The sequence below is a fragment of the Castellaniella sp. UC4447_H14 genome, from assembly GCF_052978285.1.
Genome location: NZ_CM129666.1, coordinates 87,938 through 101,968, shown reverse-complemented (window position 1 = coordinate 101,968; position 14,031 = coordinate 87,938). Strand labels below are relative to the sequence as shown.

The 14,031-nt window shown below is 64.9% G+C and carries 13 protein-coding genes; 4 read left to right on the top strand and 9 right to left on the bottom strand.

What is annotated here, in order from left to right:
• Positions 1-52 precede the first annotated feature (52 nt).
• The 6 genes from ACVCMJ_RS00480 to ACVCMJ_RS00455 all read right to left on the bottom strand — a co-directional run bounded on the left by ACVCMJ_RS00480 (position 53) and on the right by ACVCMJ_RS00455 (position 8,041).
• Positions 53-3,214 (bottom strand): efflux RND transporter permease subunit, encoded by a 3,162-nt coding sequence (locus ACVCMJ_RS00480; RefSeq protein ID WP_447082400.1) that lies wholly within the window; start codon positions 3,212-3,214, stop codon positions 53-55.
• Positions 3,211-4,452 carry an efflux RND transporter periplasmic adaptor subunit gene (locus ACVCMJ_RS00475; protein ID WP_447082399.1) on the bottom strand — a complete coding sequence of 414 codons (1,242 nt, stop codon included), beginning with the start codon at positions 4,450-4,452 and terminating at the stop codon, positions 3,211-3,213. Before ACVCMJ_RS00475 ends, ACVCMJ_RS00480 begins: the two co-directional genes overlap by 4 nt.
• A 225-nt stretch (positions 4,453-4,677) precedes the next feature.
• On the bottom strand, positions 4,678-5,250 hold the full coding sequence (locus ACVCMJ_RS00470) for a phasin family protein (protein WP_447082398.1): 573 nt from the start codon (positions 5,248-5,250) through the stop codon (positions 4,678-4,680).
• Between the two features lie 145 nt (positions 5,251-5,395).
• On the bottom strand, positions 5,396-6,118 hold the full coding sequence (locus tag ACVCMJ_RS00465) for an IclR family transcriptional regulator (protein ID WP_447082621.1): 723 nt from the start codon (positions 6,116-6,118) through the stop codon (positions 5,396-5,398).
• Positions 6,119-6,295: 177 nt separating this feature from the next.
• Positions 6,296-7,114: a competence/damage-inducible protein A gene (locus ACVCMJ_RS00460; RefSeq protein WP_447082397.1), complete on the bottom strand. Its 819-nt coding sequence runs from the start codon at positions 7,112-7,114 to the stop codon at positions 6,296-6,298.
• Between the two features lie 135 nt (positions 7,115-7,249).
• A complete protein-coding gene (locus tag ACVCMJ_RS00455; RefSeq protein WP_447082396.1) occupies positions 7,250-8,041 on the bottom strand; it encodes an EI24 domain-containing protein in 792 nt (263 codons plus the stop codon).
• 56 nt (positions 8,042-8,097) lie between these two features.
• Here ACVCMJ_RS00455 and ACVCMJ_RS00450 point away from each other — a divergent pair, with 56 nt between their 5' ends.
• Entirely contained in the window at positions 8,098-8,472 is a 375-nt protein-coding gene (locus tag ACVCMJ_RS00450; protein WP_447082395.1) for a thioredoxin family protein, read from the top strand.
• A gap of 43 nt (positions 8,473-8,515) precedes the next feature.
• On the opposite strand, the gene ACVCMJ_RS00445 is transcribed toward ACVCMJ_RS00450, so the two are convergent.
• Positions 8,516-9,889 (bottom strand): DEAD/DEAH box helicase, encoded by a 1,374-nt coding sequence (locus tag ACVCMJ_RS00445; RefSeq protein ID WP_447082394.1) that lies wholly within the window; start codon positions 9,887-9,889, stop codon positions 8,516-8,518.
• A 124-nt stretch (positions 9,890-10,013) separates the two neighbouring features.
• On the opposite strand from ACVCMJ_RS00445, the gene ACVCMJ_RS00440 reads away from it, so the two are divergent.
• The 3 genes from ACVCMJ_RS00440 to ACVCMJ_RS00430 are packed head-to-tail and all read left to right on the top strand — an operon-like array spanning position 10,014 to position 11,627.
• Positions 10,014-10,934 carry a branched-chain amino acid transaminase gene (locus tag ACVCMJ_RS00440; protein WP_447082393.1) on the top strand — a complete coding sequence of 307 codons (921 nt, stop codon included), beginning with the start codon at positions 10,014-10,016 and terminating at the stop codon, positions 10,932-10,934.
• A gap of 50 nt (positions 10,935-10,984) precedes the next feature.
• Complete coding sequence (locus tag ACVCMJ_RS00435; RefSeq protein WP_447082392.1) at positions 10,985-11,197, top strand: zinc-finger domain-containing protein; 213 nt, start codon at positions 10,985-10,987, stop codon at positions 11,195-11,197.
• Positions 11,198-11,204: 7 nt separating this feature from the next.
• A complete protein-coding gene (locus ACVCMJ_RS00430) occupies positions 11,205-11,627 on the top strand; it encodes a YybH family protein (protein WP_447082391.1) in 423 nt (140 codons plus the stop codon).
• 25 nt (positions 11,628-11,652) lie between these two features.
• On the opposite strand, the gene ACVCMJ_RS00425 is transcribed toward ACVCMJ_RS00430, so the two are convergent.
• Positions 11,653-13,146, bottom strand: a complete 1,494-nt coding sequence (locus tag ACVCMJ_RS00425) for a M48 family metalloprotease (RefSeq protein WP_447082390.1) — start codon at positions 13,144-13,146, stop codon at positions 11,653-11,655.
• A gap of 9 nt (positions 13,147-13,155) precedes the next feature.
• A complete protein-coding gene (locus tag ACVCMJ_RS00420) occupies positions 13,156-14,010 on the bottom strand; it encodes a cytochrome c oxidase assembly protein (RefSeq protein WP_447082389.1) in 855 nt (284 codons plus the stop codon).
• Positions 14,011-14,031 lie beyond the last annotated feature (21 nt).

Genomic DNA, 14,031 nt, shown 5'->3' with positions numbered 1-14,031 from the left:
GATGCCGCTGCGAGCGGGTGCGACCGCGGCGGCGGCCGTAGCCGCCCGGCTCTCAGAGGGAACGTTGCACTGCCCTCAACCGCCGCAGCTTGCGAGCCTGTCTCAGGGCCCGGCCGCGCATGTAGTGATGGTGCAGGCGATCCAGATACAGATAGACCACCGGCGTGGTGAACAGCGTAAGTACCTGCGACAGGATGAGTCCGCCCACCATGGTGTAGCCCAGCGGCTGGCGCAGTTCCGAGCCCGCTCCGCTGCCCAGCATGAGCGGCACGCCGGCGAACAGGGCGCACAGCGTCGTCATCAGGATGGGGCGGAATCGCAACAGGCAAGCCTGGTAGATGGCGTCGCGCGGCGACAGGCCCTGCTCCCGCTCGGCCACGATGGCAAAATCGATGAGCAGGATGCCATTCTTCTTCACAATGCCGATGAGCAGCAGGATGCCGATGAGCGCGATCACGCTCAGGTCGAATCCGCTCGCCATCAGGATCAGCAGCGCGCCAACTCCTGCCGCCGGCAGCGTGGACAGAATGGTCAGAGGATGGATGTAGCTCTCGTAGAGCAGGCCCAGCACGATGTAGACCGCGACCAGCGCCGCCGCAATCAGGTAGGGCTGCGTCGCCAGCGATTCCTGGAACGCCTGGGCCGTGCCCTGGAATGACCCGTGGATCGACAGGGGCACCGCCATGGAGGCCTCGGCCTTGTTGATGGCATCCACCGCCTGTCCCAGGGCATAACCGGGTGACAGATTGAACGAAATCGTCACGGCCGGGAACTGCCCCTGGTGGTTGATCGACAGGTACCCGGGTTTCGAGGTATCGACCTTCACCAGGCTGGAGAGCGGCACCTGCTCGCCGGTCAGGGGCGACGTGATGTACAGATGCGAGAACACGTCGGGCTGCTGCTGCCATTGGGGCGTGATCTCCAGCACGACGTTATAGCTGTTGACCTGGGTGAAATACTGCGCCACCTGGCGCTGGCCCAGCGCATCATAGATGGTCCCGTCTATCATGGCCGGCGTGATGCCGAACATGGCCGCCCGCGCGCGATCGATCGTGACGACCGCGGTATTGGCCCGGTTCTGCTGGTCGGTCGCCAGGTCCGTGAGCGGCGCCAGCGTATGAAACCGCTCCAGCAGGCGCGGCGCCCAGACGTTGAGTTCGTCCAGGTCCGGGCTGGTGAGCGTGTACTGGTACTGGGTGCGCGACAGCCGGCCGCCCACGTTGATGTCCTGGCCGGCCTGCATGAACAGGCGCACGCCGGGAACCTTTTCCAGTTTGGGACGCAGGCGGCGGATGACCTGATCGGCCGAGGCCTTGCGGCCCTGCTCACGCGGGCGCAGGCTGATGAAATAGCGTCCGTTGTTGAAAGTTGGCGCATTGCTGGTCATCCCGAACGCCGCCACGTCTGGATCCTGGCGCAGAACGTCCGCCAGCGCCATCATGCGCTGGTTCATGGCGTCAAAGGAACTGTCCTGCGAGGATTCCGCGATCCCGAAGATGGCCCCGGTATCCTGCTGCGGAAAGAAGCCCTTGGGAATCACGATGAACAGCACGGCTGAGGCCGCAACCGTCGCCAGGAACACCAGCAGCGTGATGAACGAGTGGTTCAGCACCACGTCCAGGCCCCGGCGGTAACCGGCGAGCAGCAGCTCGAAGCCGCGCTCGAAGCCGCGATACACCCGGCCATGCCGCACGTGCTGCAGATCTCGCAGGAACCGGGAGCACAGCATCGGGGTCAGCGTCAGCGTCACGACCACGGAGATCATGATGGTCATGACGACCGTGACGGCGAATTCACGGAACAGCCGGCCGACGATCCCGCCCATGAGCAACAGGGGAATGAAGACCGCCATGAGCGACACGGAAATGGACACAATGGTGAAGCCGATTTCCTCGGAGCCCTTCAGGGCCGCCTCCAGGGGCTTCATGCCTTCTTCGATGTGCCGCCAGATGTTCTCGAGCATGACGACCGCGTCGTCGACGATGAACCCCACCGAAATCGTGAGCGCCATCAGCGAGAGGTTGTCCAGGCTGTAGCCCACCACGTACATCAGAGCGAAGGTCCCCATCAGCGCGAGCGGCACCGTCACGCTGGCGATCAGTGTCCCTGCGACATTGCGCAGGAACATGAAGATCACGCCCACCACCAGGGCAATGGACAACAGCAGGGTGAATTCGACCTCGTGCACCGAAGCCTGGATGTTCTGCGTACGATCGATCAGCGTGCTGACATGAACGCTGGCCGGCATGGAGGCCATGATGCCCGGAAGGTCCGCGCGGATACGCGCGACCGTGTCGATCACGTTGGCACCGGGCTCCTTGGTCACCCCCACCACCAGCGACCGGCCGCCGATCACCCGGTCCGAAGCATCCGCGCCGGCCCCCGCAAACGCCCAGGCGGCCTGCTTGGCGTCCTCCGGGCCGGCCACAGCCTGCCCGATGTCCCGCACACGGACAGGAGCGCCCTTGCGCCAGGCGATGATGGCGTCGTTCCAGGGGCCGGCGTCCACGATCTGGTCATTGGTATAAATCGTGTAGCTTTGCCGCGGGCCGTCGATGGTGCCCTTGGGCTGGCTGACCGTCATGTTCGCGATCACCCCGCGGATGGATTCCAGGTCCAGCCCCAGCGCCGCGATCTTGCGCGGGTCGACCTGAATGCGGATGGCGGGCTTCTGCTGGCCGAAAATATTGACCTGGCCCACGCCCTGCACGCGCGAGAGTTGCTGCGCGAGGATGTTGTCGGCATAGTCATTGACCACCGTAATGGGCAGCACATCGGACTGCACCGACAGAATCAGGATGGAAAAGTCCGCCGGGTTGATCTTGCGGAAGGTCGGCGGGCTGGGCAGGTTGGCGGGCAGTTGCCGGGCCGCTGCGTTGATGGCCGTCTGCACGTCCAGCGCCGCGCCATCGATATCGCGGCCCAGGTCGAACTGCAGCGTGATGCGCGAATCTCCCAGCGCGTTCTGGGAACTCATTTGCACCAGGCCGGGAATGGTGGAGAACTGTCGCTCCAGGGGCTGCGCCACGCTGGTTGCCATGGTCTCCGGATTGGCGCCGGGCAGCTTGGCGGTCACCTGGATGGTCGGAAAATCGACCTGGGGCAAGGGCGCCACCGGCAGCAGATTGAAGACTGCCGCTCCCACCAGGAACAGCGCCAGCGCCAGCAGCGATGTCCCGATGGGGCGCCGGATGAAATGCGTGGAGATACTCAAAGCGCTGTCCCCGATCGGGCGGGTTCGGCGGGAGCCTCAGCGATCTTCAGGCCCGGCCGCAGCTTGTACTGGCCATCAACCACGACACGCTGTCCGGCCGACAAGCCTTTGGAAATCACAGACAGGCCATCCTGGGACACCAGCACGGAGACGGGCTGCACCCGCACCGTATTGTCGGCCTGGACCACGTATACGTAAAGGTCATCCGCACCGCGCTGGACGGCTGCATCCGGCACGATCAACGCACCCTTTCTGTCACCCAGGATCAGGCGCACATCCACGGTCTGCCCCGGCCAGAGCCTATATGCGGGATTGTCCAGCCGGGCCTTCAGGCGCAGCGTGCCGCTGGCGCTGTCGATCTGGTTGTCGACCAGCACCAGGGTGCCGCTGCCCAAAAGGTCTGTCGTGCCCTGGGCATAGACTTCGACGGCCAATGGCCGGATTTGGGAGGCTGCCGGGTTCTTGCCGCCCGCGCCGCTCGGAGCTGCCGCAGGCTGCGAAGCGGCCTGGACCTCGGAAAATGCGGTATCGGGAACGGTGAAGTTCACCGCGATGGGATCCATCTGATTGATGACCACCAGACCGCCGGCGTCCGCGGCATGCACGAGATTGCCCGGATCCACCTGCAGGGCGCCGGTGCGCCCCGTCAGCGGCGACACGATGCGCGTGTAATCAAGCTGCACCCGAGCATATTGCACCTGGGCCTGATCCGCCTGCACGGTGGCCTCCAGCGTGGCGACCTGTGCGCGCTGGGTGTCCAGGGTCTGGCGCTGAATGGCGGACTGGCGGACCAGCTCGGCATAGCGCGCCAGGTCCCGGCGCGCATTGTCCAGTTGTGCCTGATCGCGCGCCTGCTGGGCACGGGCCTGGGCGAGCTGGGCTTTCTGGACGCGGTCGTCGAGCTGCGCCAGGAGCTGGCCTTGGTGGACCATGCCGCCCTCGTGGAAGCCCACCGATTCGAGCTGGCCATCGATACGGGAGCGCACGGTCACCGTGGACCAGGCCTGCACCGCGCCGATCCCGAGGACGCGAGCCGGGACATTCCGTGCAACCACCTGGGCGGTATGGACGAGCACGGCATCCGCCGCGGGCGCCGCCGATGGAGCGGAAGACGCCGCGGAACGGCTCAGCCACCAGAGCGCGCCACACAGCAGTAGAAACAACGGCAGCGCAAACAGCAGGAAGGAACGGCGCACGGAAGACATCGGCGAGGGCTCTCTCAGATCGACAGTCACCACGAACAAATCCGCGAGGCCCCGACCAGGCCTGCGCGGAAGAGACTGATGCGCAACGCAGCGCGAAGTCCTGAGCGAGTATACGAGCAACCATCGGCCAATGTAGTCCCCGTGAAAAATTTTTATGAACGCCCATGAAAAAACCCCGGAGCATGAAGCTCCGGGGTTTCATCGATACCAATAGCCGTGCAACAGGACCGGCTGTCGGCCCGCGCAAGGCTCAGGCCATCAGCTGGCCGAGCGACGCGCGCGCGACGAGGCCTTGGTGGCCTTGCTCGCGTCGGCAGCAGCCTTCAGGGTGGCGTTGGTCGCGGCGGCAAAGTTCGATTCCGCGGCGTTGGCGGCCTGACGGGCGGCCTTGGCGGCAGACTCATACGCATTGGTGGCCGTGGCCAGCGAGGACTTCAGCAGCGCGACCGCGCCTTCGGAACCCGTCGGCGCATTGCGGGCGAATTGCTCGACCGCGTCGGCGACTTGCTGCTGGCTATGAGACAGTTGCGATTCGGTCAGCTTGTTCAGGTCGCCCTGAATGCCGGCGACGATCTCGCAGAAGTCCTTGCCATACGAGACAGCGGACTCGGGACGCACCAGCGATGAGGTGAACGCCAGAAGTTCCTGTGCGTCCTTCAGTTCGACGGCTTCCTGCGACTTTTGTGCCACGTCTTCCAGCGCAGCCCGGGTGGCCTTCAGGTTCAGATCCACCAGCCTTTCAAAGCCGTCGAAGAACGTGCCTTGCACGGCCAGCAGGTTGTCGATGATGGCCTTTTGACCGGCCAGCAGGTTTTGGGGGGTGGCGCTCATGATGACTCCTTGTCGATGAATAGAAGGTTTCCTCTGAGGCACAATGCCCGGCACCTTCTCGATCGCAGCGAATTGCTGCAACGCACAATTGAAATTCTACCCGATTGCACAGAGGTGTCAAGCATTTTTGTTGCAACGCAACAAATCAATGCCTGGGCTCATATCCGAGCGCCTCGGAGATGCTGGCCGCCGTCGACAGGAGCAATGGAATCCATTCATCGCGCATGCGCTCGGCCGGTGCCGAGAGCGACAGCCCGGCCAGCAGGGCCCCGGTGTCGTCATAGACCCCCGCAGCAATGCAGCGCACTCCGAGCTCGAGTTCCTCGTTGTCGCGCGAATAGCCGTGGCGCCGCACCAGCGCTAGCTCGCGCTCCAGCGGATCGACCTGGGTGATGCTGTTGCGGGTGGTTCCCGCCAGACCGGTGCGCATCGCATAGCTGCGGATGCTGCGGGCGTCCCAGGTAGCCAGGAACAGCTTCCCTGTGGACGTGAGGTGAAGCGGGGCACGGCCGCCAATGGCGCGCACCACCTGCATGCCGGAACGCTCGCTCCAGGCGCGCTCGATATAGACGATCTCGTCGCCTTGCGCGAGGGAAAGATTCACCGTCTGGCCCGTCTTCTGGTGCAATTCACGCATGGGCCCCACGGATGCGGTGCGCACGTCCAGCCGCCCCTTCACCAGCGAGCCCAGTTCCAGGAGCCGCATGCCCAGCCGATACAGGCCGCTGTCCACACGCTCCACATACCGGCCAACAGACAGGTCCGCCAGGATGCGGTGCGTTGTCGAAGCATGAAGCCCGGTAGCCGCCGACAGGTCCTTCAGCGTGACGGGGTCCCGCTGCCCGGCCAGCACATCCAGAATCCGCATCGCCCGGTCCAGCACCTGGATCGTCACCGCGGCAGAGTCATGGTGGGGCGACACGACGCCCGGGACGTGGGGAAGAGAAGCGGATGCGGAAGAAGTCGGAAGGTGGGCCATGAGAGGATTATGTTGCATTGCCACAATTCCATACTATGGAATTCTGGCGCGCATGGCAAGCACTTTTCAGGCCGGTGGATTGAGTCGTCCCCCCACCCGGAGAACTTCGGCCCGCAGCCATTCCAGTGCCTCAGCCGCCGCATCCGGGGCGCCTTTCACGCCCAGCTCGATGTGAGGATGGCCGCCCGCCTCGCCCACGCTGGGCAGGCTGAAGATGTGGATGCCGGACCAGCGCTGCTCGAGATGCTCCAGCGCGGGCGTGATGCGCGATTCGGGCAGGCCGAACACCAGGAAGGAGTGCTCCACCCATGCCTCGTGATGATGCCATTGCGGATAACGCGTATCCAACGTCCAAGCCATCATTTCGTGCGCCATGACCGGGAATCCGGGCATGAAGCTGTGATTGCGGATGAAGAACCCCGGAATGCGGTTGTAGGCGTTGGGAATGATCTCGGCGCCCCGGGGAAACATCCCCATCTGCAGCCGCTGGCGGTTTTCGGGCGTGGTCATGTCGGCGCTGCCCTGCCCTTTGGCCGCCATTTCGGCACAGCGTTCACCGATGAGGCGCTCGGCTTCAGGATGCAGCACCAGCGGCACACCCAGCGCGCGGGCGGCCGCCTGGCGGGTACGGTCGTCCGGCGTCGCGCCGATGCCGCCACAGCAGAACACGATGTCGGTCGTGGCGAAACTGCGGATAAGGCAGGCCACGATATCGTCCTCATCATCCGAGATGAACTCCGCGCCCCGCAGCTTCAGCCCGCGAGCCTGCAGAAGCTCGATCAATTTGGAAAAGTGCTTGTCCTGACGGCGCCCCGAGAGAATCTCGTCGCCAATGGCAATCAGGCGAACATGCGGCACCGGGGCATTCCGGGTATCGACGGTCATGAAGACCACTCCAGTGAAAGGCGGTCCTGCGTGTGCGCAGGGGAACGAAGTTACATCCTACATCGAACCCGCCCCCGGACGCACAGCGGCCGCGTCGCGCCGTGATCATGGCTGGGGCCGGCGGAGGGCGCCCGATCAGGTTTCGATCACGGTTTCCGCCCGCAAGCGGCGCAGCGAGTCCAGGCAGAAATGCGCATAGACCAGCGCCGAATAGACCGGCATGAACAGCCAGAACAATGGAATCAGATTCAGGACCGCCAAGCCGCCCGCCAGCAGCCAAAGCTGGCGGCTATACCGACGCCAGAGCAGACGGCGCTCGGCCGGGCTGGCATGTTCGACCATGGCGTCGACCCGCAACATGCGGTTCAAGGCAAAGGCCCACCAGAAAATCGGCAGCACGAGAGCGAACGGCGGCACCAGCCAAAGCGGCATGGTAAGGAGCCATCCCAGGCAGAACAGCACGCCCACCCAGATCGCATTCCAGGTCCCCAGCGCCGTGGCGTGCACCCCAAGGCGCGACAGCCCCCGATAATCGCGAGCCTCCAGGTGATGCAGGACAATCGGCATGACGAAAATCGCAGCAATCACCAGACCGAGAATGCCGGCCATAGGCAGCAGCAGCGCGGCCGACAGCAGCGGAATGAGCCAGAGCTTCAATGAAAACAGGCCCAGGGCCACCAGCCAGCCATCGACTGCGTTGAACGCCGTCCAGGAAGAGGCTTCCTGATCCATCCAGCCCGTCAGGGGCGTCCAGAACACCCACAACAGGACGACTGCCCCCAGTAACGCGATGATGAAGGGCAGAAACAGCGCAGCGATCATGCGCGGGTGGAACTGGCTGGCGACGGCACGGCGAAAGGCCTGGCCAACCAGGGCGAGGCCATTCGGGGCTCTGGATTCGCGCAGCACGAGATCTTGGTGGCTCATTGGGCACTCCGGGCAAACATTTACAATGTTACGGAATTCATTCGAGTGTTGTCTGCATGAAATTGTTCAATCCCGCAACCGACCCGGATGCCCTGCGCGCGCGGCTGGCCGCCGACTCGGGGAATCGCGTCGCCTGCTACTGCGCCGCCTGGTGCCGAACCTGCGATGCCTACCGGCCCGCCTTCGAGACGCTGGCCGACCAGCTTCCGCAATGGACGTTCATCTGGGTGGACGTCGAAGACAGCCCCGAATGGCTGGGCGACGAAGACGTGGAAAACTTCCCGACCATCCTCATCCAGGACCGCGAGGGCACCCGTTTCTGGGGAACGCAACTCCCCCGCGTGGAACAGCTGCGAAGACTCATCGAACAAGCGCCGCAGCTGCCCGTCCTGGAGAACGGCCCGGGAAATCTCGACGAGCTGGGGGCCTAGTGTCCCGTTCGGTTGACTAGCGTACGGCCAGCCCGCCGCAAGGCTATTTCTTGCCGCCCAGCAGCACACCCACCGTGCGGCGGCCCGGAGTCACCGCAAGCTGGCGATCTTCGACGGACGCGGGATGGCTGGCCGGCGAAGGCACATAAGGCCTGGAGAAGAAGTCGTCAACGGGCGCCTCGGCCGGACGCCATCCCCCGCCGTGGCTGCGCCGCGCGGGCACCGGACTGCGCCGGGGCGCGCGGGGCAGATCCAGTTCGCCGCGCGGAATCTGGATCTTGATGAGCTTCTCGATTCCCTGCAGATAGCGCTCTTCTTCAGCGGTATACAGCGCGATGGCTTCGCCCTGAGCACCCGCGCGCCCCGTGCGGCCGATGCGGTGCACATAGTCCTCGGCGTTGTGCGGCAGATCGTAGTTGATGACGCAGGGAATGCCGGCCACGTCCAGGCCCCGCGCGGCCACGTCGGTGGCCACCAGGACCTCGAGGGTGCCGGCCTTGAAGGCATCCAGCGCCTTCATGCGCTCGATCTGGGACTTGTTGCCGTGAATGGATTCGGCACGCACGCCGTCCTGCTCGAGCTGGCGGGCCAGCCGGCTGCAGCCGATCTTGGTGTTGGAAAAAACGATGACCTGGGTCAACTGGCGGGATTTCACCAGATGCACCACCGCGCGCCGCTTGGCCTCGCCTTCGAGCTGATAGGCAATCTGGCTGACCGTGTCGGCGGTGGCGTTGGGCGGGGCGACCTCGATTTCCACGGGAGAACGCAGGAAACTGCGACCAAGCTTGCGGATTTCCGGACTGAACGTGGCGGAAAACAGCAGGCCCTGATGCCCGGCGGGCAACAAACGCAGAATGCGGTCCAGGTCCGGCAGAAACCCCATGTCGAGCATGCGGTCGGCCTCGTCAAGCACCAGGATGCCCACCTGGCCCAGGTTCACGTTGCGCTGCTCGACGTGGTCCAGCAGCCGCCCCGGCGTGGCGATCAGGATCTCGCAGCCCTCGCGCAGGGCATCCCGTTGCGGGCGGATGTCCACGCCGCCGAAGACCACCGTCGTGCGCAGTGGCACATGGCGGCTGTACTGCTCGACGTTGGCATGGATCTGGTCAGCGAGCTCGCGCGTGGGCGTCAGGATCAGCGACCGCACCGGATGGCGCGCCGGGGATGCGCTGGCATTGGCGAACGGCATCAGCCGATGCAGGATGGGCAGCGCGAACGCGGCGGTTTTGCCGGTCCCCGTTTGCGCGGCACCCATGACATCGCGCCCCGACATGACCACCGGGATGGCGCGGGCCTGGATGGGCGTGGCCGACGTGTAGCCGGCATCGGCCACGGCCTGCATGATACCGGCGTGCAGGCCGAATTGTGCGAACGCCACGGCGGGTTCGGAAGAATCGTGGGAAGTGGAATCGGTCATTCGAATCAAAAGGTGCGCAGCCGCAAAAAGCGGCGCTGCGCGTTCGTTAGCCGCTCATTTTACAGTGCATCGCGACAGGCCGGGCAATTGCTACAATGACGCCATTCCCTCCTAGGAGACGACCATGTCGATGGCTGATCGCGATGGCTTCATCTGGTATGACGGCAAGTTCGTGCCCTGGCGCGACGCGACCACACACGTCCTGACCCACTCGCTGCACTACGGACTGGCCGTTTTCGAGGGCGTACGCGCCTACAAGACCGATCACGGCACGGCGATCTTTCGTCTCGAAGACCACACGCGGCGCCTGTTCAATTCGGCGCACATCTACCAGATGAAAATCCCCTACTCGCACGAGGCCATCTCCGACGCCCAGATCGAGGTCGTGCGCCGCAACGAGCTGGAATCCTGCTACATCCGGCCGCTGGTATTCTACGGCTCCGAAAAAATGGGCGTTTCCCCCAAGGGCGCTTCCGTCCACGTGGCCATCGCGGCCTGGCCCTGGGGCGCCTATTTGGGCGAAGAAGCCCTGAAGCAGGGCATCCGGGTCAAGATCTCCTCCTTCGCCCGCCAGCATGTGAACGTGACCATGCCGCGCGCCAAGGTCGCCAGCACTTACGCGAACTCCATCCTCGCCAACGCGGAAGCGCTGGACGGAGGCTATGACGAGGCCATTCTGCTGGACACCGAAGGCTTCGTGGCCGAAGGCTCGGGCGAGAACATTTTCATGGTGCGCGATGGCGTGCTTTATGAACCCGATATCGCCTGCGCCCTGACGGGAATCACACGTGCGTCGATCCACCAACTGGCTGACGACATGGGCCTGAAGGTGGTGTCGCGCCGGCTCACGCGCGATGATCTGTACATCGCGGACGAAGCGTTCTTCACCGGGACGGCGGCCGAAGTCACGCCCATCCGCGAAATCGACGGCCGCCAGATCGGCGCCGGCGAACGCGGCCCCATCACGGGCCAGCTTCAGAAAGCCTTCTTCGATGCAGTGTCCGGCAAGACCCCCAAGTACCACAACTGGCTCTTCAAAGTCTGACCGCTTTCGGCGGGCCGCCGGCTCGCCACCTCTTTTTTCAGGAATTTCCCATGAGCAGCGCTCCCGAATCCGCCAAGCAACAGGACATCGTCTACGTCGGCGCCGAAGATCTGCCGGTCTACTGCCCGGGCCCCAACGCGCCGCTCTGGAGCATGCACCCGCGCGTCTACATCGAAGTCGTGAAAAACCGGGTCGCGCGCTGCCAATACTGCGGGGCGCAATACGCCCTGCGCGAGGGCGAGAAGGTCCACGGACACCACTGAGCCCGGCATGTTTGCCACTCCGGAGGAAGCCGAATCGGCATTCTATGAAGCCATGCGCCAGGGTGATGTGGCGCTCATGATGCGCGTCTGGGGAGACGACGAAGACGTCGCTTGCGTGCATCCGGGCGGCCTGCGCACGCTGGGCCCGCGCGCCGTCCAGGAAGCCTGGGAACACATCTTCGCCAATGGCCCGGTTGCGGCTTTCCCGGCCCAGGTCCATGCCGTCGCGGGGGTGATGAACGCCGTGCATATCCTGATCGAACAGATCGCCGTCGACACACCACAGGGCAAGGACACGCTGAACTTCTTCACCACAAACGTCTACCAGAAGGGGCCGGACGGCTGGCGCCTGATCGTCCACCACGCCTCGCCCGCGCCGCGCGAAGCGGCGTTGCTGGACGCGCCCAGCACATCACGCATGATTCACTGAAGGGCGGGGAGTCCACCCCGGAGCATCACTGATCGTCCGACTTGGTCTTGTACGGGGCCAGCAGCGCCCGCTGCGTCTTCAGCCGCTCCCTCACCTGGCGGATCTCGGCATCCAGTTTCGATTGCGCGTAGAAATCACGCGAGAGCCTGCGGGCCTGCTCCAGGTGCTCCACGGCTGTGGGCAGCGCACCGGTCTGCTCGAAATACGAGGCCATGGCCTCGTGCGCCTCGACGGTGTGACCCTGGCGATCCAGCCCATCAGCCAGGGCCTTCTGGAATGTGGGAACGTCCGGCCATTGTTGAATCCGGGCCCGCAGGAAGGCGATGGCCTCCGTATCCTTCCCGGCGGCTTGCAGCGTGCGGGCCCGCTCGTTGGCTACCCCCTGGCTGTCCGGCCAGCGCTTCCACGCGGCCGCGCTGGCATCCGCCGCAGCCGCCGGGTCGTGGGCGGCCGCAAGCTGGATCGCCAGCATGGCGAGCTGGGGTGAATCCTGCAGCGCCTGCGCCTGAGCGACGTAGGATCGCGCCCCTGCAATATTCCCCGATTGCTGATCGAGCAGGGCCAGCCCATACAGGGCAGCGGCCTTGCGCATACCCTGCTGCGTACCCGCCTCGCTGCGAAACGACTGCTGAAGGGTGCGCCGGCCGTCGCTGCCACGCGCCTGTATCAATGCCAGCCGGGTTCGCACGAACCAGAATTCGGGGTCGGGCGTGGCCTGCACCGGCGGCAATTCCGAAAGACGATTCTCGATATCGGATAACCGCTGGATCGACAACGGGTGCGTGGAAGCATAGCCGCCGCCGCTGCCTTCGTTCAGGCTGGCGGCATTCATCATCCGGCGGAACATGTTCAGCATGCCGCGCGGATCGAACCCGGCGGCCCGCATCATCTGGAAGCCAGCCCGGTCAGCTTCCTGCTCGGCGCTTCGCGAAAAACCCAGTTGCCGGTCGATGGTCGCCGCTTGGCCGAAGGCAGCCACGCCCATCGCGAGATCCCCCTGGCCCGCCAGGGCCGCCAGCAACGCGCCGACCAGGGTGGCCACCATCATCCCCGTGCCCTGGGATTGCTGAGCGATGCCGCGGGCGATGTGCCGCTGCATGACGTGGCCGATTTCATGCGCCAGCACACCCGCCAGTTCCGACTCGCTGCGCGCGGCCACGACCAGGCCGCTATTGACGCCGATGTAGCCGCCCGGCAACGCAAACGCATTGACGGCGGGATCGCGCACGGCAAAGACCGTGATCGGCTGGCTCAGCGCCTGCGGCGCATGGGAGGCCAGGCGGCGCCCGAGCCCGCTCAGATACTGGTTGATGTCCAGGGCCGAGACATAGGTCGGATCATGGCGGCCCTGCTCCATGATGGCCTCGCCCAGCATGCGCTCCACAGCGGGCGACAGCTCCGCCGCCGAGGTGGCGCCCATCGAAGGCAAGCCGACCGGCTGCGCCCAGACCGGCAAGGACACCGCCACCGCGGCCGTCAGGCACAGGCCGCATCCGGTGAATCGGATCCAGTGCTTCAAGGCTGCTCCTCAGGCCTCGCCCACGACGCGACGCGCCGCCCGCTTGGGCGGCGGCAAGCGATTTCGATCGGAGAGCCGCATGAGCGTACCCAAGGCATAGAGCAGCCCGAAGGCCTCGATCAGCCCGGCGGGCACCCACATGATCAGCCCGCCCAGAACCTGGTCGTCCATCGCCGTGATACCCGGCAACGCGCGGCCGCACAGGTCGAAGACGGGGTACAGATCGTGCCCCGAGAGCGCGATCACGGCCCCCACGATCATCTGGGGAACCATGGTGAAGACGGGTGAGAATACCCGCCATCCGGCCGCCATGGCCGCCGGGGGATGCGGCCGGCGGTCCATGATCAGGTTCCAGTACAGGATGCCGCTGACGACTACGCCCCAATTCATGAAGCGATAAAGGCGCCAGTCCAACATGGAGTAGAACTGGACGGTGGGTTCGACCCAGACCAGGACATACAGCAGGAACAACAGAGGAATCAGGATGGGATGGGTGGCCAACGATTCCAGCACACGCACGGGCCCGCGCCGCCGGCGCGCCCGTGCCAGCCAAGTGCGCCACGATTGCGGCAAGCCCGCGCGCAACACCTGCCCCGGGTAGCTGCCCATGATGATGAGCGGCCCCAGGTGATGCAGCACCAGATGCTGCGACCGGTGGATGAAGAACATGCGCTCGGCAAAATAATCCAGGCGCGTATGCAGCGACAGATACAGGATGACCCAGCCCAGCCAGAACAGCGTTTGGCGCACCTTGCCCACATGGTGCGTCCCGCAGCCACGGGCGTACAGCCAACCAGACACCAGAAACGCCAGCACCAGGGTGGGCGAAAACTCCCAAGGTTGCAGCCAGGCAAGCAAATCCATGATGATGGCAATGTCCTATCG